Origin of the sequence: Nocardiopsis sp. N85, from assembly GCF_028882275.1 — a bacterium.
In the GTDB taxonomy this organism is placed as follows: Bacteria; Actinomycetota; Actinomycetes; order Streptosporangiales; family Streptosporangiaceae; genus Nocardiopsis; species Nocardiopsis lambiniae.
In genome coordinates this window covers 82,541-104,171 of the sequence record NZ_JARBUT010000014.1, presented here as the reverse complement: position 1 = coordinate 104,171, position 21,631 = coordinate 82,541, and the positions used below count along the sequence as shown (strand labels likewise).

Genomic DNA, 21,631 nt, shown 5'->3' with positions numbered 1-21,631 from the left:
GCCACCGGTGATGGGATGATCCGCACAGAGCGCACCGTGACAAAAGTGCGGGCCGCACAAGGAGGAGGCTCCGTGAGCATCACCGTCCGCGACATCACCACGGCGCCGCACCTGGAGGTCGGCGCCTCCGCCGGGCTGGCCGGGCTGGACCGCGCGGTGCGGTGGGCGCACGTGACCGAACTGCCCGACCCGGTGCGGTGGCTGCGCGGCGGGGAACTCGTCCTGACCGTCGGCCTCGGCCTGGGTCAGGGCGAGGAGGAGCGCCGCGCCTATGTGCGGCGGCTGTGCGAGGCCGGGTGCGCGGGACTGGCGTTCGCCATCGACGTGTGGCTGGGCGGGACGATCCCGCCCGAGATCCTGGACGAGGGCGACCGGCTCGGGTTCCCGGTCCTGCGGGTCGAGGGCGAGACGTCGTTCATCGCCGTGGTGGAGACCGTCGCCGACCACTACGCCGCCGAACGCACCCGTGAGCAGGGCAGGGTGCTGGCCGCCCAGGACGCGATGGCGCGGGCGGCGCTGCGTTCGGGCCCGGCGGGGGTGATGCGCGAACTCGCGTCGGCGACGTCGGGGGCGTGTCTGCTGCTGGACCGCAACGGGATGACCAGTCGGGCGGTCCCCGAGAGCGAGCCGGTCTGGCACTCGCTGGTGCGCGCGGAGGTGCTGGGGGCGGCGCGCACCCCGGGCATGCGGGTGCTGGCCGATGAGGGGGCGGCGATCCTGTTGCAGACCCTGGGCACGACCGGGCGCACCCTCGGCTGGCTGGCGCTGCGCTGCGAGGAGTCCTCGCCGAACGTGCGGGTGCTCGCCAACCACGCCGCGTCCCTGCTGGCCGTGGACCTGCTGCACTCCCGCGACGCGCGCCGGTCCCTGTTCGGCGAACGCGCCCCGCTGTTGCGCGCCGCCGCGCTGGGGCGCCCGGTGGGGGTGCCGTTGACGCTGCCGACCCCGCCCTGGGAGGTGGTGTGCTTCCGGACCGCCGACCCGGGGACGCTGGACGCGGCGGCCGACGCCCTGGTCGACGTGCTGGGCGACACGGGGGCCGCCGGGGACAGCGGGCTGTGCCACATGGGCGAGGTGCTGGTGGCGGTACTGCCCGACACGGGCCGCCCGTACGCGGGAGAGCGGCTGCTCGCCCTGCTGGACGGGGTGTCGGCGGCGGGGGCCTGCCGGGCGCGCGGTCCGGGCGAACTCGCCTCAGCGGTGGCCCGGGTGCGCGGGGCGATCCCCGCGCAGGGCCACCGGCACATGGACGAGGCCGACGCCTGGGCGCTGCTGCGGTCGTCGGTGCCCGAGAGCGGGTCGCGGGCGTTCACCGACGCGGTGCTGGGCGGGATCGTGGAGCACGACGCGCGCAACGGCACCGACCTGGCGCACACCCTGCGGCACTACCTGGACAACAGCGCGCACGTGGAGGAGACGGCCCGGGAGCTGGGGGTGCACCGCAACACGTTGCGGGCACGGCTGCGGACGGCCGAGCGGGTGCTGGGCCACGACCTGCGCGACCCGCGCGCCCGTCTGGAGGTGTGGACGGCGTTGAGCCTGAACCCGATGCGCTGCGCCGACGGCGGCTGGCACGACTGAGCGCGGCGACCGGGCCGCGGGAACGGCCGGGCGCCGGCGGTCCTCCCCGCCGCACGTGGGGAGGACCGCCGGTGGTCAGGCGGCGGCGACGGTGTACATCCGCCCCGCGTGGGCGTCGGTCTCGATCTCGTCCACGAGCGCGACCGCGTAGTCGGCGTGGCTGAGCCTGCTGCGTCCGAACTCGTCCGTCAGGATGACGTCCCCGCCGACGCGGTAGCGCCCGGTCCGCTCGCCCTGGCTGACGAGTTCGACCGGCGGGGCCAGGTAGGTCCACCGCAGGTCGAGACTGATCTTGTACAGGAAGTAGGCGCGTTCGAGGGCGCGCGCCAGGTTGCGCAGGGGCCCGCGGGCCAGCCTGCTCTGCCAGTAGATGGCGGTGCGCGAGTCGTCGGTGAACAGGTGTCCGGCGCTGCCGACGACGATGAGCCGCACGGGGGTACCGGTCAGCAGCGAGATGAGGTGCCGATCGACCTCCAGGTGGTCGCGTTCGCGGCCCACCTGCGCCTGGTGGGCGTTGACCAGCACGTCCAGACCGTCGAGGTCGCCGTAGTCGAGGTCGAGGGCGTCGCGCCGGATGACGCACACGCTGTGCCCACGGGCCTCGGCCTCGGCCGCGATGCGCGCACCGATGCCGCCGGTCGCGCCGATGACACCGATCCGCACGGGAGTGATGTTGTCTTGCATGGGCGGGTCCTTTGGAACGGGTGCTCGACCTGGTGCGAGGCCGTCGAGTCGGGGGGGAACGGTCCCGCACCAGTGACGGAGAGGTCTCCGTCAAGTACCCCCAACGTACCGGAGAGGTCTCCGCCACGCAATCTCCGAAGCCTGTGACGCCAGCCTCAGGTTCCACAAGAAAAGGCGGTTGAGCTGGGATGACAAAAATTCGACAGATCGGTTAACCTATGGCGGAGAGATCTCCGCTAACGAAGGACCACGTCCGTGTCGACCAAGCGCGTCGAGCAGTTGCACGCCCAAGGCGTCCGCACGCGCGCCCACCTGCTGGAGAGCGCCCGCGAGGCGTTCTCGACGTGCAGTGACGCCTCCCTGAACTCCATCGCCAAGAAGGCCGGCGTGGGCATCGGCACCCTGTACCGGCACTTCCCCACCCGCGAGGACCTGATCTTCGAGCTGTACCGGGGCGAGGTCCAGCAGATGGCGCAGGCCGCCGACGACCTGCTTGAGGAACACCCGCCGCTGAACGCCTTCCGGCTGTGGCTCAACCGTTTCGCCCGCTACGCCATGACGAAGGCGGGGCTCATCGGAGCACTCCAGAGCGCCACGAGCCGGGGTCGCTTCGCCCAGGAGGCCCGGGGACCGCTCACCGCCGCGCTCCAGCGGCTGCTCGACGCCAACCGCGCCGCCGGGACCCTGCGCGAGGACCTGGAACCCGACGACGTGCTCCTGGCCATCGCCGGGCTGTACCAGCTCGACCCGGCGGGCGACTGGGAGCCGCGTGCCAGGCGGCTCCTCGAACTCGTCTTCGTCGGCCTGTGCCGCCGGGATCCGTGACACGGGGTCAGGGCAGGATCGAGTCGACGTGGCCGCCGTCCACCCGGACGGCGCCGCCGGTGGTGGCCGAGGCCTGCGGAGAGGCGAGGTAGCCGACCATCTCGGCGATCTCCTCGGGTCCGATGAGCCGCCGCGACAGGGACATCGAGCGGTGCTCGCGCATGAAGGCACGCCGCGCCTCCTCCCAGGGGAGATCCTTGTCCATCACCGGCTCGTGGACGAAATCCTCGACACCACCGGCTCCCACACGGACGGGCCGCCGGGACCATCCCCGCGTGCGCGGGGAGCACATCCGCATGCCGCGCCCGGCGAACCTCAAGAAGGGACCATCCCCGCGTGCGCGGGGAGCACCGGTCCTTGAGCCAGTCCACGACCACGGTCGCGGGACCATCCCCGCGTGCGCGGGGAGCACTCCCAGGGGCGGCACAGGGAGCACTCTTGCACGGGACCATCCCCGCGTGCGCGGGGAGCACAGGCCGGTGTCCCAGGCCGTGTCGAGGTGGGAGGGACCATCCCCGCGTGCGCGGGGAGCACGGTCCCATCAGCTTGACGTCGCGGGCCAGCGCGGGACCATCCCCGCGTGCGCGGGGAGCACTGGAACTTCTCCCGCGGTCCGACGCGGGTCCCGGGACCATCCCCGCGTGCGCGGGGAGCACTCCAGGCGCTCGATGATGACGTCCAGACGCCCGGGACCATCCCCGCGTGCGCGGGGAGCACTCGGAGTCGCTGAGGCAGAAGCAAAGCGCCTCGGGACCATCCCCGCGTGCGCGGGGAGCACGCGACCCGGGTCTCCTGATCGGACACCGTCCGGGGACCATCCCCGCGTGCGCGGGGAGCACTACGGCGACGAGTACCGGACGCTGATCTCCGCGGGACCATCCCCGCGTGCGCGGGGAGCACCAGTGCTGGGCGAACTGGGTCTTCTCGGTGTAGGGACCATCCCCGCGTGCGCGGGGAGCACTCGACCTCGGTGGTCAGCGGGGACTTGCGGACGGGACCATCCCCGCGTGCGCGGGGAGCACGAGCACGTGCGCGTCCTGGAGAACCTGGACGGGGGACCATCCCCGCGTGCGCGGGGAGCACACGGCGTCGAGGGCGGCCGCCACGTACGCCCCGGGACCATCCCCGCGTGCGCGGGGAGCACAAGCCCGTCACGGTGCGTAGGGACGGCGATGAGGGACCATCCCCGCGTGCGCGGGGAGCACTTCAGCCCGGTCACCTCGATGGGGGTGGGCACGGGACCATCCCCGCGTGCGCGGGGAGCACGCCCGGAACGACCAGGAGGACACACCGAGCCAGGGACCATCCCCGCGTGCGCGGGGAGCACCACGAAGTAGGTGACCTGCCGCTGCCACCCCCGGGACCATCCCCGCGTGCGCGGGGAGCACCGCACCCCAGTTCACCGCGCACCCGGGACCATCCCCGCGTGCGCGGGGAGCACACCAACGCCCCCAGGTGCCCGGTGCCTGCGGCGGGACCATCCCCGCGTGCGCGGGGAGCACGCGGTCCCGACCCCTCCTGCGTCGGGGTCGCGGGGACCATCCCCGCGTGCGCGGGGAGCACTTCACTTCGAGCTTCATGTGTTGCCTTTCAGAGGGACCATCCCCGCGTGCGCGGGGAGCACGACTGCGGGTCGGTGTTCGCGCCGGCCAACCCGGGACCATCCCCGCGTGCGCGGGGAGCACTCGGCGCGGTGCGGGGTGCGCGCCCAGGACACGGGACCATCCCCGCGTGCGCGGGGAGCACGCCCTCGTCATCGTCGCTCTCCGCCTCGCCTGGGGACCATCCCCGCGTGCGCGGGGAGCACGCTCGCCAGTCGTTGAAGGTCGACCGCGCGATGGGACCATCCCCGCGTGCGCGGGGAGCACAGCCCAAGGTCTTTCCCGGCGACACCATTCGCGGGACCATCCCCGCGTGCGCGGGGAGCACCCGTTGAAGGGGGCGAGGACCATGCGGCCCTCGGGACCATCCCCGCGTGCGCGGGGAGCACGACGCGGGCAAGCCCACCTGCCTGGTGGAGGAGGGACCATCCCCGCGTGCGCGGGGAGCACACTGCGACCACGCGGAACGGCCCCGGCAAGACGGGACCATCCCCGCGTGCGCGGGGAGCACGGCGCTCTGCCCAACAAGAGCGGTACCGCGATGGGACCATCCCCGCGTGCGCGGGGAGCACCGCTGGGCCTCGGTGAGCTGCCTCCTGTCGGCGGGACCATCCCCGCGTGCGCGGGGAGCACATTCTCCGGCCCGTGCGGTAGCCGTCCGGGTTGGGACCATCCCCGCGTGCGCGGGGAGCACAGCACGACCGCCCAGGCGATGATGCCCGCGGCGGGACCATCCCCGCGTGCGCGGGGAGCACGCGGTCGACCCGAACACCCCCAACCACCTGTTGGGACCATCCCCGCGTGCGCGGGGAGCACTGCACTACGACCCGGACAAACGCAACCGGGATCGGGACCATCCCCGCGTGCGCGGGGAGCACATCTGCTCAAGCCCCGGGCCGGTCCCCCCCCGGGGACCATCCCCGCGTGCGCGGGGAGCACCGCGGCCGTTCCCTGCACCACCACGAAGAGGTGGGACCATCCCCGCGTGCGCGGGGAGCACAGAGAGCCGCAGGGTGTTTGCCGCCCGCGCCGGGGACCATCCCCGCGTGCGCGGGGAGCACAGGTAGGTGTCGCCGCCGTCGATGGGCGGCCGGGGACCATCCCCGCGTGCGCGGGGAGCACATCCGGAAGCGGACGTCCCCCCGGCGCTCGGGGGGACCATCCCCGCGTGCGCGGGGAGCACTTCCCCAGTGCGTTCCCCCGTCCCCGGAGTGCGGGACCATCCCCGCGTGCGCGGGGAGCACCGACATGAAGCCCGCTAGGGTAGCCGCTGCCTGGGACCATCCCCGCGTGCGCGGGGAGCACGCTACATGACCTGCATGGATTCCAATGGAAACCAGCCGATTTTGCAACTTCTCAAGAAACGGACATAAGCGACACGGGCGCGAACTCAGTCGGCGGACGGCGACGGCACACGGTCGGCGGGGAATCCTCCCGTGGCGATCGGGCCCCAGCGCTTCGGGGTCACCCGGACGAGCGCCTTCCCCTGGCGGCGCATCGCCTCCCGGTACTCCTCCCAGTCCGGGTGCTCCCCCGCGATCACCCGGAAGTACTCCACCAACGGCTCCACGGCCTCCTCACCGTCGATGACCTCGGCCTCTCCGTCGACCTGGACCCAGGCCTCGCCGAAGGAGTCGGACAGCACCACCACGCTCACCTGCGGGTCGCGTGCGGCGTTGCGGGCCTTCGCCCGCTCCGGATACGTCGACACCACGATCCGACCCTGGGCGTCCACGCCGCAGGTCACCGGTGAGGCCTGCGGCCCCCCGTCACCCCTGCGCGTGATGAGCAGAGCGTTGTGCCTCGGCCGGATGAACTCCAACAGCCCTGGCAGGTCGACGGTGGTGTTGGTCGCGATCGAAGGACTCATGCGCCTCTCTCTTCACCGGGAAACGGCCTCAGCCTATCCCCGGAGACCACGACCCTTCGAGCGGTCGGCGCCCCGCACAGCGGAAAAAGGCGACCGCTGGAGAACGGTCACCCCCAGAGGTCCACGGAAGGTCATTCGAGTCGCGGACCGCGAAACGGCGAGGTTCCCTCAGGTGGGGTCCGGCTTCGACCCCCGGTTCATCGCGACTCCCGCTGGGCCGCTCGCGGGAAGCCCACGGGATCATCCCGGCTTCGTGGGGCCGGGCATGGGCGGGGGCACGGCCTCGGCCGTGCCCCCGTGCCCGTTCGCCTAGCGGTTGCCCGACAGCACCGCCACCAGGTCCGCAGCCGTGGCCGAGGCGTCCAGCAGTGCTCCCACGTGCTCCTTCGTCCCCCGGCGGGGCTCCAGGGTGGGCACCCGCTGCAACGAGTCGTACCCCGGCAGGTCGAAGATCACCGAGTCCCACGACGCCGCCGCCACCGAGTCCGCGTACTTCGCCAGGCACCGTCCCCGGAAGTACGCCCGGGTGTCCTCCGGCGGCTCCGTGACGGCCCGCTGCACATGGGGCTCGTCCAGCAACCGCTTGATCCGCCCGCGCGCCACCAACCGGTTGTAGATCCCCTTGTCCGACCGCACGTCCGAGTACTGGAGGTCCACCAGCTGCAACCGCGGGTGCGACCAGTCCAGCCCGTCCCGCGACCGGTACCCCTCCAGCACCTTCAGCTTGGCCACCCAGTCCAGCTCGTCGGCCAGGCTCATCGGATCGCTCCCCAGCCGGGTCAGCACCGACTCCCACCGGTTCAGCACGTCCACCGTGTCCGGGTCCACGTCGGTCCCGAACCGGTCCTCCACGTACTTGCGCGCCTGGTCCAGGTACTCCCGCTGCAACTCCAGCGCCGTCATGCGCCGGCCGTCGCGCAGCTTCACCCGGTGCGCCAGCGTCGGGTCGTGGGAGACCGCCCGCAGGTCCGCCACCGGCGTCTCCAGCGACAGGTCCACACTGATGAACCCGTCCTCGATCATCGACAGGACCAACGCCGTCGTCCCCAACTTGAGGTACGTGGAGATCTCGCTCATGTTGGCGTCGCCGATGATCACGTGCAGCCGCCGGTACTTGTCCGGGTCGGCGTGGGGTTCGTCCCGCGTGTTGATGATGGGGCGCTTCAAGGTGGTCTCCAGCCCCACCTCGACCTCGAAGAAGTCCGCGCGCTGCGAGATCTGGAAACCGGTGCCCTGCCCGTCGGAGCCGATCCCCACCTTGCCGGAGCCCACCACCACCTGGCGGGACACGAAGAACGGGATGAGGTGACGGACGATGTCGCCGAACGGCGTCGACCGCCGCATCAGGTAGTTCTCGTGGCACCCGTAGGAGGCGCCCTTGTTGTCGGTGTTGTTCTTGTACAGCTGGATCGGCTCGATCCCCGGTGTGGCGCCCGCCCGGGCCGCCGCGTCGGCCATCACCCGCTCACCCGCCTTGTCCCACAGCACCGCGTCGCGCGGGTTGGTGACCTCGGGCGCCGAGTACTCCGGGTGGGCGTGGTCCACGTACAGCCGCGCCCCGTTGGTGAGGATGACGTTGGCCAACCCCAGATCCTCGTCGGTGAGCTGCGTGGGGTCGGCCACCTCACGCGCCAGGTCGAAGCCGCGCGCGTCGCGCAGCGGATTCTCCTCCTCGAAGTCCCATCGTGCCCGCCGTGCCCGGGCCGCCGAGGCGGCCAGATAGGCGTTGACCACCTGGGTGGAGGTGACCATCGCGTTGGCCCCGGGGTTGCCCGGCACGGAGATCCCGTACTCGGTCTCGATACCCATAATCCGCCGCACACTCATGGTGAGAGGTTATCCACCAAGGCTTGATCTTGAACGCCTCCGCGTCGATTGTGGCCCAAGTGCCGTCTTCGCGGGAGTTCCCGAGCCCCCGGCGTGCCGTTGTCATCGCAGGTCGGTCGGTCTTTCCAAAGGCGGGGAAAAGGTTCCCGGCCGTTTCTCCGAAAAAGCCGGCCGCCCGCGCCGCGCCCCCTCCGCGCCCTGTCACCGCCGTTCCTCCTCCGGCCCCGCCGTGGCCTTCGGCGGAACGGTGCGCCGGAGCGCCCTCGGCCGCCCCCGGAGACGACGGGGCATCGGGGCGGCGACACAATGGACGCGTCCCGCCGCACGCCCGGAAGGTGCCCATTGTCCCCTACCGCTCCAGCCCGGACCGTTCCGCTCTCCACCCGGTGCGCGCTGGTGGTCACCGAACTTTTCGCCCCCGCCGTGGCGACGGCCGCGATCGGGGCCATGGTCGCCTTCGCCGCCGCCCCGACGCCCGCCTCGGGGCTCCTGTGGGCGGCGGTGGCGGTGCTCTTCGGGGCCGCGATCCCCCTGGGCTTCCTGCTGCTGGGACAACGGCGCGGCTGGTGGACCGACCACCACGTCCCCGACCCGGCGCACCGCCGCTGGCCGATCGCGGTGGCGGTCGCCTCCGTGCTGACCGGCGCGGCCGTGGGCGCCGTCTTCCGCGGCCCGGTGGAACTGCTGGTCCTGGCGCTGGTGATGTGCGCGACCCTGGCCGTGGTGTGGGCGGTCACCGACCGCGGCGGCTGGAAGGTGTCCGTGCACGCGCTCACCGTCGTGACGGGCGCGACCCTGGCCGCGCTGCTGTACGGCCCGTGGGCGGGCGTCCCGGCCGCGCTGGCGGCGCTGGCGGCGGGCTGGTCGCGGGTGCACCTGCGCGCCCACACCCCCGCCCAGGTGGTGGTGGGCGGCCTGCTCGGCGCGACCGCCGCGATCCTGTTCACCGCCCTGACCTGACCCGGCCGGGGCCCCGGCCCCGGCCGGTCGGCTCCGGGACGGGCCACGTGGCGCACACGCCCGCTCAGACCCTTCCCGTGGTGACGGCCGCCACCACGCCCTCCCGGGTCCACCCTCGACGGTCACCGTCGGTGCTCTCCGAGAGGACGACGGGGCACCCCCCTGCCCGCCCGCGGACCGGAGAGGCGTCGAACGCCCTCCCGGCCCCGGCGACCGGCACGCGAAGGGGCCGACCGGTGGTCCGGTCGGCCCCCACGAGGAGTGGTACGGGTGCGTCGCTACAGGTACTGGCCGGTGTTGGCCACCGTGTCGATGCTCCGCCCGGAGTCCGCGCCCTTCTTGCCCGTGACGAGGGTCCGGATGTAGACGATGCGCTCGCCCTTCTTGCCGGAGATCCGCGCCCAGTCGTCGGGGTTGGTGGTGTTGGGCAGGTCCTCGTTCTCGCTGAACTCGTCGACGCACGCCTGGAGCAGGTGCGCGACCCGGATGCCCTTGGAGTCGTGGTCGATGAAGTCCTTGATGGCCATCTTCTTGGCCCGCGAGACGATGTTCTCGATCATGGCGCCGGAGTTGAAGTCCTTGAAGTACAGGACCTCCTTGTCACCGTTGGCGTAGGTGACCTCCAGGAACCGGTTCTCCTCGCCCTCGGTGTACATCCGTTCCACGACCGTCTGGATCATGGCGTCCACCGTGGCCTTGGCCGAACCGCCGTGCTCGGCCATGTCGTCCTCGTGGAGAGGCAGATCCACGAGGATGTACTTGGCGAAGATGTCCCGGGCCGCCTCGGCGTCGGGCCGCTCGATCTTGATCTTGACGTCCAGCCGGCCGGGCCTCAGGATCGCCGGGTCGATCATGTCCTCGCGGTTGGAGGCGCCGATGACGATGACGTTCTCCAGACCCTCCACACCGTCGATCTCGCTCAACAGCTGCGGCACGATCGTGTTCTCCACGTCGGAGGACACGCCCGAGCCACGGGTGCGGAAGATGGAGTCCATCTCGTCGAAGAAAACGATGACCGGGGTGCCCTCGGACGCTTTCTCACGAGCCCGCTGGAAGACCAGGCGGATGTGCCGCTCGGTCTCGCCGACGTACTTGTTGAGCAACTCCGGGCCCTTGATGTTGAGGAAGAAGCTCTTGCCGACGTCGCGGCCGGTGCGCTCGGCGACCTGTTTGGCCAGCGAGTTGGCGACCGCCTTGGCGATGAGCGTCTTACCGCACCCGGGCGGGCCGTACAGCAGTACGCCCTTGGGGGCGCGCAGCTGGTGCTCGCGGAACAGGTCCTTGTGCAGGTAGGGAAGCTCGACCGCGTCGCGGATGAGCTCGATCTGCCCGGCCAGGCCACCGATGTCGGTGTAGGAGATGTCGGGCACCTCCTCCAGGATGAGCTCCTCCACCTCCGACTTGGGGATGCGCTCGTACACGTACCCCGAGCGGGTCTCCAGCAGCAGGGAGTCACCCGGTCGGATGGGCTCGTCGCGCAGCGGGTCCGCGAGGCGGACGATGCGCTCCTCGTCGTGGTGCGAGATGACCAGGGCGCGTTCGCCGTCCTCAAGGATCTCCTTGAGCATGACGACCTCGCCGACCGTCTCGAAGGACTCCACCTCGACCACGTTGAAGGCCTCGTTGAGCATGACCTCCTGGCCCGGGCGCAGCGCGTCCAGGTCCACCGAGGGGCTCACGTTGACCCGCATCTTGCGGCCGTTGGTGAAGATCTCGACGGTCTCGTCCTCGCGCACGCCCAAGAAGACACCGAAGCCGGACGGCGGCTGCGCCAGCCGGTCGACCTCCTCCTTGAGCGCCACGATCTGTTCGCGGGCCTCCTTGAGGGTGGAGACCAGACGCTCGTTCTGCCCGTTGGCGGCGGCGAGATTGGCCTGGGCCTCCCTGAGCCGTTCCTCCAGGAGGCGTACATGTCGGGGCGAATCGGCGAGCTTACGCCGAACCACGCTGAGTTCCTTTTCCATGTAGGAGACCTGGGCCGTGAGTTCAGCGACTTCACGGTCCCGGTCGCTCTGACGCTCATCATCGCGCTCGGCCACGTCCGCCACCTCCCTATGAGAAGGACGACTACGACTACTCGGGAGCCTACCTACCCGTGCCCGATTCCTAACCTCCCAGCGTGGACGAGTGTCGTAGGCCTCATTTCCAGGTCTTGCGTCATCGCAGGTCACAGTGCTACAGGATGACCCGACGTAATGAGAAAGTAACCTCCGGGGAGAGGTTCGGTCACGCCGTCGCCCCTGGCCGGCGCGGCGTCGCCGCGCACGTCGCCGCCGATGAAACGCACATGTTTACGCCCCGCGAAGGATGGGCAGGGCGGCCGCGGTCCGCCCTCACCGCGCGTACACGAAGGCCCGCCCGGATCCAGGTTCCGGACGGGCCTTCGGTGTTTTTCGGCTGAACTCCTACCGGAACGCACGCGGCACCGGGTGACCGGTGCGGGCCAGGGGGTTCCGCGTTCGGATCACTCGGCGGTGGGTCCGGCGGCCTCCGAGGCGGCCGTCCCGGCCTCCCCCTCCGGCTTCGGCGCCGTCTCCTCGACGGCCTCCGCGGGCGTCTCCGACGCCACCTCCTCGGCGGGCGCCCGCGGGGCCTGCGGCTCCCGCACGGCCGACGTCGGCCCGGCGGAGGCGGCACCGGCGGCGGCACGCGCGGCCTCGTAGTCCTGGCCGTAGGCGCCCTTGGCCGGGCGGCGACGGCGCTCGGGCGCCTCCACCCCGTCGGCCAGGCGGCGGGCGACCACCAGGAACCCGGTGTGGCCGATCATGCGGTGGTCGGGGCGCACCGCCAGACCCTCCACGTGCCAGGTCCGCAGCATCGTCTCCCACGAACGCGGCTCGTAGAACCGGTCGTCCTCGCGCAGCTCCTCCACCACGCGCGAGAGCTGGGTGGTGGTGGCCACGTAGCAGCACAGCAGCCCGCCGGGGATCAGCGCCTTCGCGACGGCGTCGAGGCACTCCCAGGGGGCCAGCATGTCCAGGAAGATCCGGTCGACGTCGGTCTCGTCCAGCTCCTCGACCAGGTCGCCGACGGTCAGCTTCCACGCCGGGTGGGGGCCGCCGTAGAACCGCTCGACGTTCTTGCGGGCGATCTCCGCGAAGTCGGCGCGACGCTCGTAGGAGTGCACCATGCCGTTCTCGCCGACCGCGCGCAGCAGCCAGCTGGACATGGCGCCCGACCCCGCCCCGGCCTCCACGACCCGGGCTCCGGGGAAGATGTCGGCCTCCACCAACACCTGGGCGGCGTCCTTGGGGTAGACGATGGTCGCCCCGCGCTTCATGGACAGGGTGTAGTCGATGAGCAGAGGGCGCAGGGCCACATAGGCGGTGCCGGTGTTGGAGCGCACCACACTGCCCTCGGGCCGGCCGATGAGGTCGGCGTGTTCGACCTTGCCCTTGTGGGAATGGAAGGTGCCTCCATCGCGGAGGGTGATCGTGTGCATACGACCCTTGGGGTCGGTCAACTGCACGGTGTCACCGTCGGTGAAGGGACCACGGCGGCCATGGATACCGGTCAACGTCGCTCTCGTCTTCCCAGGTTCGTTCGGTCGGGGCGATCGCCCAGCGTATCGGTCCGCCGACACCATCCGCGCACATCCGTCGCCGTCCCGGGGCGGCGACGGGCCGCCGGAACGGGGCGATTACGCGCCCCGACACCGCCGATCGTGTGCGAAGCCCCACCGGGCAGGGCAGTATCAGCCCTGCGGGTCGAGACCCGCGGACCCACGGACCACGGAGACGAGGACTCATGTCACAGCCGACCACCGGGCTGGGGATCGACATCGGCGGCAGCGGCATCAAGGGGGCACCGGTCGATCTGGCCACCGGAGAGTTCCTCAAGGAGCGCCTGAAGATCCCCACCCCCCACAACGCCGGCCCCGAGGAGATCGCCGAGATCGTGGGCGAGATCGCCGCGCACTTCCCCGAGACCGTCGACGTCCCCCTGGGTGTCACCTTCCCCGGCGTGGTGCAGAACGGGGTGGTGCGCACCGCCGCCAACCTGAACAAGAGCTGGATCGGCACCGACGCCCGGAGCCTGTTCTCACGGGTCACGGAACGGCCGGTGCGGCTGCTCAACGACGCCGACGCCGCGGCCGTCGCCGAGGCCCGCTACGGCGCCGCCAAGGACGTGATGGGGGTGGTGCTGATGACGACCCTGGGCACGGGGATCGGCACGGCGCTGGTGGTGGACGGACGGCTGGTGCCCAACACCGAGTTCGGGCACCTGGAGATCGACGGCCACGACGCCGAATCCAAGGCCTCCTCCGGGGCCAAGGAGCGCGACCGGCTGTCGTACCACGAGTGGGCGCACGAACGGCTCCAGCGCTATTACCGGGTGCTGGAGGACCTGCTCTGGCCGGACCTGATCGTGGTCGGGGGCGGGGTGAGCCGCAAGTCCGAGAAGTTCCTACCCCTGCTGGACATCCGCACCCCCATCATTCCGGCCGAGCTGCGCAACACGGCGGGCATCGTCGGCGCGGCCCTGGCGGCGGTGGAGGCGGGCCCCGGCTCCGGTGCGGTCCCCGCGGCCCCGGACACCCCGCGCTCCTGAACCCGGACACCGCACGGGTCGCTCTCCCCGGCCGGCGCGGTCCGTCTCCCGGACCCGTCCGGGCACCGCGGCCCCGCGAGGACCGGGGAGGGGAACGGGAAGGCGCGTCCCGGCCACGGGGCGGGACGCGCCCGCCGGCTCCGTCCCGGACGACGGGACGCCCCCGCGCCCGCCGAGAAGGCGTGTGGATGATCGCCGTGCCCCGGCCACGGGGGAGGTGCGGCCGGAGCACGGCACGGACGCGGCCCGGCCACGGAGGGACTGCGGTCGGGACGCTCCGGTCCCCCGCCGTGGTCGGGGGCGCGGGGAAGGCGCCCCTTCGACGGGGAGGTCGGGCGGGCGGGGCCGGGAGGCCCCGCCGAGGGGGAGACCGGCTCGCACGGGGCCCGCGCGCCGTCGGCCCGGGAGGCGCGGGGCGAGTCCGGGTCCGTGCGGGCCGCGCGGTCTCAGGTGCGGTCCAGGGCCCCCAGGATGCGCCGGACCGCGTCGGAGGTACGGGTGGCCGGGGAGAGCGGCACACCCGCCAACGGCCGGGGCTCCCCCGGCCAGCGCATCCACCACCACAGGTCGCCCCTGTGCGGCCGCAGCAGCGCGTGCTGCGGACCGGCGTGCACGATCCCGTGCACCCCGTCCTCACGGGCCTCCACCCCGTGCGAGCGCAGTTCGGCGGCGAGCCCCCGCAGCGCGAGGTCGGCTCCGCCCGAACAGCGCCCGTCAGGGTCACCCGCCGGTGGGGTCTCGACGGTCACTCAGGCCTCCCGTGTGGTCACCAACGTCCCCTCCCACGATGCCGCACCCCCGGGACCGGGAACGCACGCCTATGCGGATCACGCATGAGCCGTCACGCGCCCTTTTCCCCAAGGCACGGGACGATATCGGGAGAACACCAACCGGAACGGTGAAAAAACACCAGAAGTATTTTATCGCTCTTATCCGAACATCTCGACCTAGCAGGCAGGGAACGGTCAGCCAAGTTCCATCGAACGGCATTGTGAGAAGCCACGAAAAAGCCAGAACCGACACTTTCCATGGAATCGTCGGACCGAACACGGCCACCGACCGCACCACGAATCCCTAATCTGAACTCCATGCCCCAACTTCCACCGGACCTGTGGTCCCGACCGCGCATCGCGGCCGCTTTGGCCACCTGCGACATGGCCGCCGTCATCGAAGGCGTGCGCACCGCCCGCGGCTGGTCCCAGGGCGATCTCGCCCGCGCCGTCGACTACTCCCAGAGCTGGGTCTCCCGCGTCGTCAACGGACAACAGGCGCTCACCGTCGCCCAGGTCCACGACCTGGCCCGGCGCCTGGACGTCCCCCTGCACCTCCTGCGCTTCGACGGCACCGCGCCGCCCACACCGGAGGAGATCCCCGCCGACCGGGGCGGGGAACGCGGGGCGCTCACGGACGGATCCACCCAGTACGGCGTCCACACGGTCGTCAACGAGACCACCGCGCCCGCCCTGCGCTCCATCACCGGCGGCCAGCGCCGCATGGACTCCACCTCGCCCACCCGCGACCTGCTGCCCAGCGCCGTGACCCACGTCCAACTGGCCGAACGGATGCTGGTCAAGGCGCGCGGCACCGGCCACCACTCCGCCGTGAGCGCCGCCGCCAGCGAGGCCTCCGGGTTCGCCGCCTGGCTGCACGCCGACCAGGGCGACATGGGCTCGGCCCGCATGCACTACCGCACCGCCGTCATCCGCGCCCGCCAGGCCGGCATGCGCCTGCTCGACGTCTACATGCTCGGCTCCCTGGCCGCCTTCGAGATCGACACCGCGGAGGATCCCGAACTGGGACTGGGACTGGTCCAGGAGGCCGAGCACGTCCTGGGCCCCTCCGCGCACCCCACCGCCCGCGCCTGGCTGGCCTGTGTGGGGGCGCTGGCCCACGCCGGGATCGGCGACCGCTCCGCCGCCGCCCACGCCATCGGCCGCGCGGAGAAGGAGATCTCCCGCTCGGGCAACATCAACCCGCCCTGGCCCTGGGTGTTCGCCTTCGACCAGGCCAAGATCTCCGGCTACCGCGCCCTGGTGGGCGTGCGCCTGCGCAGCCCCCACGACGCCCGCACGGCCTTCGCCGAGGCCGCGCGACCCGTCGCCCAGGGCGCCAAGCAGTCCGCGGTCCTCAAGGTCGAACTGGCCTCCGCCCACGCCGAGGCCGGCGACGTCGACGAGGCGTTCCGCCTGGCCGTGGAGGCCCTGGAGACCGGCGTGCGCTTCGGATCGGCCCGGGTCGTGGACCGGGTGCGCTCCTTCAGACGGCGTTACAGAGGCCCCGACGCCGTCTGCGTGAGAGAACTCGACGACCGGCTCGCGGCGCTCGTGACCGAGACACCCGTCGCCGGGTGAGACCGCCCCGCGAGAACGCCACCCACCCCTTACCGGAAGGTAGGGGCCCACTCCCTGCACTTTGGGTAGAAAGGCGGCTAAACGAACAGCAGGGAGGGTGACGTGATCCGCATCGGCATCACCGGCCATCGGAACCTGACCCCCGACGTGAGCCGCGCCACCGCCGCGCTCATCGACGCGCACCTGACATCCCACGGACGCGCCATGGTCGGCCTGTCCTGCCTGGCGGACGGGGCCGACGCCCTCTTCGCCGAGGCCGTCGTCGCGGCGGGAGCGCCCCTGGAGGTGATCGTCCCCGCCCGGGAGTACCGCGACGGACTGCCCGCCGAGCACCACCCGCTGTACGACCGGCTGCTCTCCCGGGCCGTCCGCGTCCACGCCCTACCGCACGTGGAGTCCACGCCCCGAGCCCACGCGGAGGCCGGACGCCTCCTGGTGGAGGGCTGCGACCGGCTCGTCGCGGTGTGGGACGGCGAGCCCGCCCGCGGCCCCGGCGGGACCGCCGACGTGGTGGCCCACGCCCGATCGCTGGGCCGACCCGTGACGGTGCTGTGGCCCGAGGGCGCCCGAAGGTGAGGGCGCCCCGGACCGACACAGGAGACGCCCGGAGCACGGGGACGTCGACGCGGCGGCCGAAGGTCCCCGTCCTTCGGGCACCCGAGCACCGACCCGAGCGGAGCGGAGGCTCACCGGGGCACGGGCGCCCCGGGGTCCCGTGGACCGACGGAGCGGACACCTTCGGGGAACGGCGCCGTGGGGCGGCCGGAACGCGGGCGCGGCGGCCGCCCGGGCCCCTCCCGCCGCCGGAGACGCCCGAACGGGCGGGGCGAGGACCCCGAAGGGCACGGGTCAGTCCCGGTCCGACATCGCCGCGTTGACATCGGCGGCGCGCAGCACCCCGTGCACATCGCCGGCGTCGTCCACCACCAGGTACTCCGGAAGCGGGTGCCCGGTCAGGAACTCCAACAGCTCCTCGCCCTCCAGCCCCCACGGCACGACGGAGTGCGCGCCCAACGCCCGCGCCACCTCCACCACCGGCGTCCACGCCCGACGCGCCGGTATGACCTCGGCGGCCAACCCCGGGTGCACGATCGACGTCGGCGTCCCGTCCGTATCGGTCACCACGATCGCCTCGGCACCGGCCTCCCCGGCCCGCCGTTCGGCCTCCGTCAACGGGGTGTCGGCAGGCACGGCGACCGCCCTGCGGGCCAGCCCGCGCGCCCGCAGCCCCGGCACCCGCGAACGCGCTCGGGCCGCGCGCAGGGAATCGGTGGCGCCCATCCACATGAAACCGCCCAGGACCAGCCCCCACACCGTGCCCCAGGGGTTGAGCCCACCGCCCAGCCATCCCAGCAGCAACGGCGTCGCCACCACCACCAGGGCCAGGATCCGGCCGCCCCAGGCCCCCGCCACACTGCCCGCCAACGGTCGGCCCGTCAGCTTCCACACCCCGGCCCGCACCAACCGGCCGCCGTCCAACGGCAGACCGGGCAGCAGGTTGAACACGCCCACCAGCAGGTTCGCCACCCACAGCTGGAACAGCAGCTCCCCCACCACCGTGAACGGGTCCGACAGCAGGTACAGCCCGAACGCCCCCGCCGCGATCAACAGCGAGAACAACGGCCCGACGAACGCGATCCAGAACTCCCGGCCCGGGGTGGGCGCCTCCTTCTCGATCTCGGAGACCCCGCCCAGCACGTACAGCACGATCCGCCGCACCGGCAGCCCGTAGTGGCGCGCCAGCACCGAGTGCGCCAGCTCGTGCACCAGCACCGAGGCGTACAACAGCAGCGCGAACACGAACGCCAACACGTACGCGATCGGCCCGAGCGCCAACCGGTCCTGCACGATCCCGCCGTAGACCAGGGTGATGAGGACCGCCACCACCCACCACGAGGCGGTGACGTACACGGGGACCCCGAAGGGCCGCCCCAGAAGCAGCCCGGGAGGCCGGGAGCGGTCGCGGGAACGGGGCGCGGGACGATCGTTGCCGGTGGTCACGCCCCCAGGTTACGGGCCCCTCCCCGACCCCCGTCCACACCCCCGCGCGAGCGGGTGTCGCCTGTCACGGCCTTCTCATAGGCTCGGAACATGACCACCGCGCTCCTGCCGTCCGCCCTGTCGCCCTCCCGGGCGTCGGACTTCCTCCAGTGCCCGCTGCTGTTCCGGTTCCGCGCCATCGACCGGCTCCCCGAAGCGCCCAGCGCGGCGGCCCTGCGCGGCACCCTGGTCCACGCCTGCCTGGAGCGCCTGTACGAGCTGCCCGCCGAGACGCGCACCCCACGCACCGCCGTCGGCCTGGTCGACCCCCAGTGGAACCGGCTCCGGGACAAGCGCCCCGAGGTGGAGGAGCTGTTCGCCGACGACCAGGCCCGCGACGCCTGGCTGGAGTCGGCCCGCGACCTGGTGCTCCGCTACTTCGACCTGGAGAACCCCACCGCCCTGGAGCCGCGCGACCGGGAGATGCGTCTGGAGGTGGGCCTGCCCACCGGGCTGCGACTGCGCGGCTACGTCGACCGGCTCGACGTGACCCCCGACGGCCGGATCCGCGTCGTCGACTACAAGACCGGCAAGTCCCCCTCTCCCCGGTTCGAGGACAAGGCCAAGTTCCAGATCTTCTTCTACGCGGTCATGATCTGGCGCGACCTGGGCGTGGTCCCCACCCGGTTGCAGCTCGTCTACCTGGGCGGGGACGGGGCGATCCGGTGGTACGACCCCACCGAGGACGAACTGCGCGCCGCCGAGGCCGAGATCTCCGACATCTGGACGCGCATCGAGGCGGCCGGCCGCGCCGGGGTGTGGGAGCCCAAGAAGAGCAGGCTGTGCGACTGGTGCGAACACCAGGCGATCTGCCCCGCCTTCGGCGGCACCCCGCCGCCCCTGCCCACGGCCCCGCGCGGATAGCCCCTCGGCGGGAGCACCGGACGGTCCACGGGGCGCCCGCCGATACGGCACAATCACCCCTGTGCCCGTTTCAGTCCTGTTGGTCGACGACCAACCGCTCGTCCGCGCCGGCTTCCGGATGATCCTGGAGGCGTCCCCGTGGGCGTCCGTGGTCGGTGAGGCCTCCGACGGACGCGAGGCGGTGGCGGCTGCCCGCCGGCTGCTGCCCGACGTCGTCCTCATGGACGTGCGCATGCCGGGCATGGACGGCGTCGAGGCCACCCGTCGCATCCTCGACTGGGCCCGCCCCCTGGGACACCGTGTCCGGATCCTGGTGTTGACCACCTTCGATCTGGACGAGTACGCGGTGGAGACGCTCCGGGCGGGCGCCCGCGGGTTCCTGCTCAAGGACTCCCCGCCCGAGGAGCTGATCGGCGCCGTGGAGACCGTCGCCGCCGGAGGCTCGGTCATCTCGCCCCAGGTCCTGGCACGCCTGCTGGACCGGTACGCCCCGCTGCTGCCCTCCGTCGTGGACGAGGCCGCCCGGGCGGCCGACCCGCTCACCGACCGCGAACGCGAGGTGCTGCGTCTGGTGGCGCGCGGCCGTTCCAACGCCGAGATCGCCGCGCGGCTCGTCGTCGGGGAGACCACGGTGAAATCGCACGTGGGCCGTATCCTCACCAAGCTGGGCCTGCGCGACCGGGTCCAAGCCGTGGTGCACGCCTACGAGAGCGGTCTGGTGCGGCCCGGGGAGCGCGATGAGCAGGGGTGAGGTACCCGCGCGGACCATCGTCGGCCTCCGGCGCGTTCCCCCTGCGCGCACCGCCGGACTTGGCAGGATGATCCGGTGATCGAACTCACCGGTACCCGGTGCCCGTGCGGGCGAACCCGACCCTTCGGGACCGCGTCCCTCTCTGGGGTCGTGAGCACCGCGTCGACCGCCGAGGGGGATCGGCGGGGAGGAGAGGACGAACATGTCGGACAAGCGGGGGCGCCCGCCGTCGGGTGAGGACCGCATGCTGAGCCGCATGCGCGACTGGAGGGCCCGACACGAACGCGAGTTGACGCCGGACGGGTTCGACGACGAGGACGAGCGTCCGCTGCCCGACGCCCGGGCCATCGACCTGGTGCTGCGTGTGGGCGAGCTGATGCTCGCCAGCGGGGAGGGCACCGAGGCGGTCAGCGAGGCGATGCTCAGCCTGTCGGTGGCCTTCAACCTGCCCCGCTCGGAGGTGTCGGTCACCTTCACCACCATCACCCTGTCCACGCACCCCGGCGGTGACCAGCCGCCCATCACCGGCGAGCGCGTGGTGCGCCGCCGCAGCCTGGACTACTTCCGGGTGGGCGAGCTGCACACCCTGGTGCAGCAGGCGGCCCTGGGCCTGCTGGAGCTGGAGGACGCGGCGGCCCGCCTGGAGCAGGTCCGGCGGGCCAAGACGCCCTACCCCAACTGGGTCATCGTCGTCGGTTTCGGGCTGATCGCCTCCAGCGCCGGCGTGATGATGGGCGGCGGCCCGATCGTGGCCACGGTGGCGTTCCTGGCGGCCGTGCTGGGCGACCGCACCTCGGTCTTCCTGGCCCGGCGCGGGGTCGCCGAGTTCTACCAGATGACCGCGGCGGCGATGGTCGCGGCGACCATCGGCGTCGGGCTGCTGTGGGTCAGCTCCGAGATGGACCTGGGCTTGCAGGCGGGCGCGATCATCACCGGCAACATCATGGCGCTGCTCCCGGGACGCCCGTTGGTGGCCAGTCTCCAGGACGGGATCAGCGGCAGTTACGTGTCGGCGGCGGCCCGGCTGTTGGAGACGTTCTTCATCCTGGGCGCGATCGTGTCGGGGGTGGGCGCGATCGCGTACACGGCGGTGCGCCTGGGGGTCTCGATCGACCTGGACAACCTGCCCTCGGCGGGCACCTCGATGGAGGTCCCGGTGCTGCTCGGCGCGGCCGGGATCGCGATCGCGTTCGCCATCTCGTTGGCGGTGCCGACCCGGATGCTGCCGACCATCGGCCTGTTGGGCGTGATGATCTGGGTGATCTACGCGGGGATGGGATCCCTGCTCCAGGTGCCGCCGGTGGTCGGCACCGTCACGGGCGCGGTGGCGGTGGGCGTGGTGGGCCACTGGTTGGCGCGGCGGACCCGTCGCCCGGTGCTGCCCTACCTGGTGCCGTCGATCGCGCCGCTGCTGCCGGGCAGCCTGCTGTACCGGGGGCTGATCGAGTTCACCCAGGGCACCGCGGTGTCGGGCCTGCTGTCGCTGGTGGAGGCGGTCATGGTGGGGCTGGCCCTGGGCGCGGGGGTGAACCTGGGCGGTGAGCTGGTGCGCGCCTTCCAGCGCGGCGGATTGGCCGGGGCGGGCATGCGCAGCCGGCCGGCGGCGCGCCGGACCCGCGGCGGTTATTGATCCTCGCGAGGTGACGAGAACCACTCATCGCCTGCGGGTATCTCACAGGGTGAGAGCGGACGACGACACAGGCAGCGTGTTTCCGACCCGAAACGC

Annotated in this window: 17 protein-coding genes and 1 CRISPR repeat array; of the genes, 9 read left to right on the top strand and 8 right to left on the bottom strand. The window is 72.2% G+C overall.

The window, feature by feature from the left end; all coding sequences use genetic code 11:
- Nucleotides 1-72: 72 nt before the first annotated feature.
- Nucleotides 73-1,581: a PucR family transcriptional regulator gene (locus PWG71_RS19585; RefSeq protein ID WP_274811342.1), complete on the top strand. Its 1,509-nt coding sequence runs from the start codon at nucleotides 73-75 to the stop codon at nucleotides 1,579-1,581.
- 75 nt (nucleotides 1,582-1,656) lie between these two features.
- Here PWG71_RS19585 and PWG71_RS19580 read toward each other — a convergent pair whose 3' ends face one another.
- Nucleotides 1,657-2,265, bottom strand: coding sequence for an NAD(P)-dependent oxidoreductase (locus tag PWG71_RS19580; protein ID WP_274811341.1), 609 nt, complete (start codon nucleotides 2,263-2,265; stop codon nucleotides 1,657-1,659).
- Between the two features lie 255 nt (nucleotides 2,266-2,520).
- Between PWG71_RS19580 and PWG71_RS19575 the strand changes: the two genes are divergently transcribed.
- Nucleotides 2,521-3,090, top strand: coding sequence for a TetR/AcrR family transcriptional regulator (locus tag PWG71_RS19575; RefSeq protein WP_274811340.1), 570 nt, complete (start codon nucleotides 2,521-2,523; stop codon nucleotides 3,088-3,090).
- 7 nt (nucleotides 3,091-3,097) lie between these two features.
- Here PWG71_RS19575 and PWG71_RS19570 read toward each other — a convergent pair whose 3' ends face one another.
- The 3 genes from PWG71_RS19570 to dop form a co-directional block, all read right to left on the bottom strand.
- On the bottom strand, nucleotides 3,098-3,295 hold the full coding sequence (locus PWG71_RS19570) for an SDR family oxidoreductase (protein WP_446725057.1): 198 nt from the start codon (nucleotides 3,293-3,295) through the stop codon (nucleotides 3,098-3,100).
- 56 nt (nucleotides 3,296-3,351) lie between these two features.
- Nucleotides 3,352-5,996: direct repeats of the CRISPR family, unit length 29 nt; unit sequence GGGACCATCCCCGCGTGCGCGGGGAGCAC.
- An 85-nt stretch (nucleotides 5,997-6,081) separates the two neighbouring features.
- The gene (locus tag PWG71_RS19565; protein WP_274811339.1) at nucleotides 6,082-6,561 is read right to left on the bottom strand and encodes a PPOX class F420-dependent oxidoreductase; all 480 of its coding nucleotides are present in this window, start codon (nucleotides 6,559-6,561) and stop codon (nucleotides 6,082-6,084) included.
- Between the two features lie 309 nt (nucleotides 6,562-6,870).
- Nucleotides 6,871-8,388, bottom strand: a complete 1,518-nt coding sequence (dop, locus tag PWG71_RS19560; protein WP_342455992.1) for a depupylase/deamidase Dop — start codon at nucleotides 8,386-8,388, stop codon at nucleotides 6,871-6,873.
- A gap of 396 nt (nucleotides 8,389-8,784) precedes the next feature.
- Here dop and PWG71_RS19555 point away from each other — a divergent pair, with 396 nt between their 5' ends.
- Nucleotides 8,785-9,348, top strand: a complete 564-nt coding sequence (locus tag PWG71_RS19555; RefSeq protein ID WP_274811337.1) for a hypothetical protein — start codon at nucleotides 8,785-8,787, stop codon at nucleotides 9,346-9,348.
- A gap of 278 nt (nucleotides 9,349-9,626) precedes the next feature.
- Here PWG71_RS19555 and arc read toward each other — a convergent pair whose 3' ends face one another.
- Nucleotides 9,627-11,396, bottom strand: a complete 1,770-nt coding sequence (gene arc / locus PWG71_RS19550) for a proteasome ATPase (protein ID WP_274811336.1) — start codon at nucleotides 11,394-11,396, stop codon at nucleotides 9,627-9,629.
- 416 nt (nucleotides 11,397-11,812) lie between these two features.
- Nucleotides 11,813-12,865 (bottom strand): tRNA (adenine-N1)-methyltransferase, encoded by a 1,053-nt coding sequence (locus PWG71_RS19545; protein ID WP_274811335.1) that lies wholly within the window; start codon nucleotides 12,863-12,865, stop codon nucleotides 11,813-11,815.
- Nucleotides 12,866-13,095: 230 nt separating this feature from the next.
- Between PWG71_RS19545 and ppgK the strand changes: the two genes are divergently transcribed.
- On the top strand, nucleotides 13,096-13,899 hold the full coding sequence (gene ppgK, locus PWG71_RS19540) for a polyphosphate--glucose phosphotransferase (RefSeq protein ID WP_274811334.1): 804 nt from the start codon (nucleotides 13,096-13,098) through the stop codon (nucleotides 13,897-13,899).
- A 446-nt stretch (nucleotides 13,900-14,345) separates the two neighbouring features.
- Here ppgK and PWG71_RS19535 read toward each other — a convergent pair whose 3' ends face one another.
- Entirely contained in the window at nucleotides 14,346-14,648 is a 303-nt protein-coding gene (locus PWG71_RS19535; protein ID WP_274811333.1) for a hypothetical protein, read from the bottom strand.
- Between the two features lie 378 nt (nucleotides 14,649-15,026).
- Between PWG71_RS19535 and PWG71_RS19530 the strand changes: the two genes are divergently transcribed.
- Together PWG71_RS19530 and PWG71_RS19525 are read left to right on the top strand one after the other, a co-directional pair.
- Nucleotides 15,027-16,250 (top strand): helix-turn-helix domain-containing protein, encoded by a 1,224-nt coding sequence (locus PWG71_RS19530; RefSeq protein ID WP_274811409.1) that lies wholly within the window; start codon nucleotides 15,027-15,029, stop codon nucleotides 16,248-16,250.
- A 102-nt stretch (nucleotides 16,251-16,352) separates the two neighbouring features.
- The gene (locus PWG71_RS19525) at nucleotides 16,353-16,826 is read left to right on the top strand and encodes a hypothetical protein (protein WP_274811332.1); all 474 of its coding nucleotides are present in this window, start codon (nucleotides 16,353-16,355) and stop codon (nucleotides 16,824-16,826) included.
- Between the two features lie 273 nt (nucleotides 16,827-17,099).
- Here PWG71_RS19525 and PWG71_RS19520 read toward each other — a convergent pair whose 3' ends face one another.
- Nucleotides 17,100-18,251, bottom strand: coding sequence for a site-2 protease family protein (locus tag PWG71_RS19520; protein WP_446725056.1), 1,152 nt, complete (start codon nucleotides 18,249-18,251; stop codon nucleotides 17,100-17,102).
- Nucleotides 18,252-18,341: 90 nt separating this feature from the next.
- On the opposite strand from PWG71_RS19520, the gene PWG71_RS19515 reads away from it, so the two are divergent.
- From PWG71_RS19515 to PWG71_RS19505, 3 genes are all read left to right on the top strand, one after another.
- On the top strand, nucleotides 18,342-19,154 hold the full coding sequence (locus PWG71_RS19515; protein ID WP_274811331.1) for a RecB family exonuclease: 813 nt from the start codon (nucleotides 18,342-18,344) through the stop codon (nucleotides 19,152-19,154).
- 61 nt (nucleotides 19,155-19,215) lie between these two features.
- Nucleotides 19,216-19,905, top strand: coding sequence for a response regulator (locus PWG71_RS19510; protein ID WP_274811330.1), 690 nt, complete (start codon nucleotides 19,216-19,218; stop codon nucleotides 19,903-19,905).
- Between the two features lie 202 nt (nucleotides 19,906-20,107).
- Entirely contained in the window at nucleotides 20,108-21,535 is a 1,428-nt protein-coding gene (locus PWG71_RS19505) for a threonine/serine ThrE exporter family protein (RefSeq protein ID WP_274811329.1), read from the top strand.
- The last annotated feature ends 96 nt before the right edge of the window (nucleotides 21,536-21,631 follow it).

Bases quoted from the DNA above. Each gene is read 5' to 3' on its own strand.
- PWG71_RS19580 (WP_274811341.1), bottom strand. From the start codon at position 2,265: ATGCAAGACAACATCACTCCCGTGCGGATCGGTGTCATCGGCGCGACC.
- PWG71_RS19570 (WP_446725057.1), bottom strand. From the start codon at position 3,295: ATGGACAAGGATCTCCCCTGGGAGGAGGCGCGGCGTGCCTTCATGCGC.
- PWG71_RS19565 (WP_274811339.1), bottom strand. From the start codon at position 6,561: ATGAGTCCTTCGATCGCGACCAACACCACCGTCGACCTGCCAGGGCTG.
- dop (WP_342455992.1), bottom strand. From the start codon at position 8,388: ATGAGTGTGCGGCGGATTATGGGTATCGAGACCGAGTACGGGATCTCC.
- ppgK (WP_274811334.1), top strand. From the start codon at position 13,096: ATGTCACAGCCGACCACCGGGCTGGGGATCGACATCGGCGGCAGCGGC.
- PWG71_RS19515 (WP_274811331.1), top strand. From the start codon at position 18,342: ATGACCACCGCGCTCCTGCCGTCCGCCCTGTCGCCCTCCCGGGCGTCG.
- PWG71_RS19505 (WP_274811329.1), top strand. From the start codon at position 20,108: ATGTCGGACAAGCGGGGGCGCCCGCCGTCGGGTGAGGACCGCATGCTG.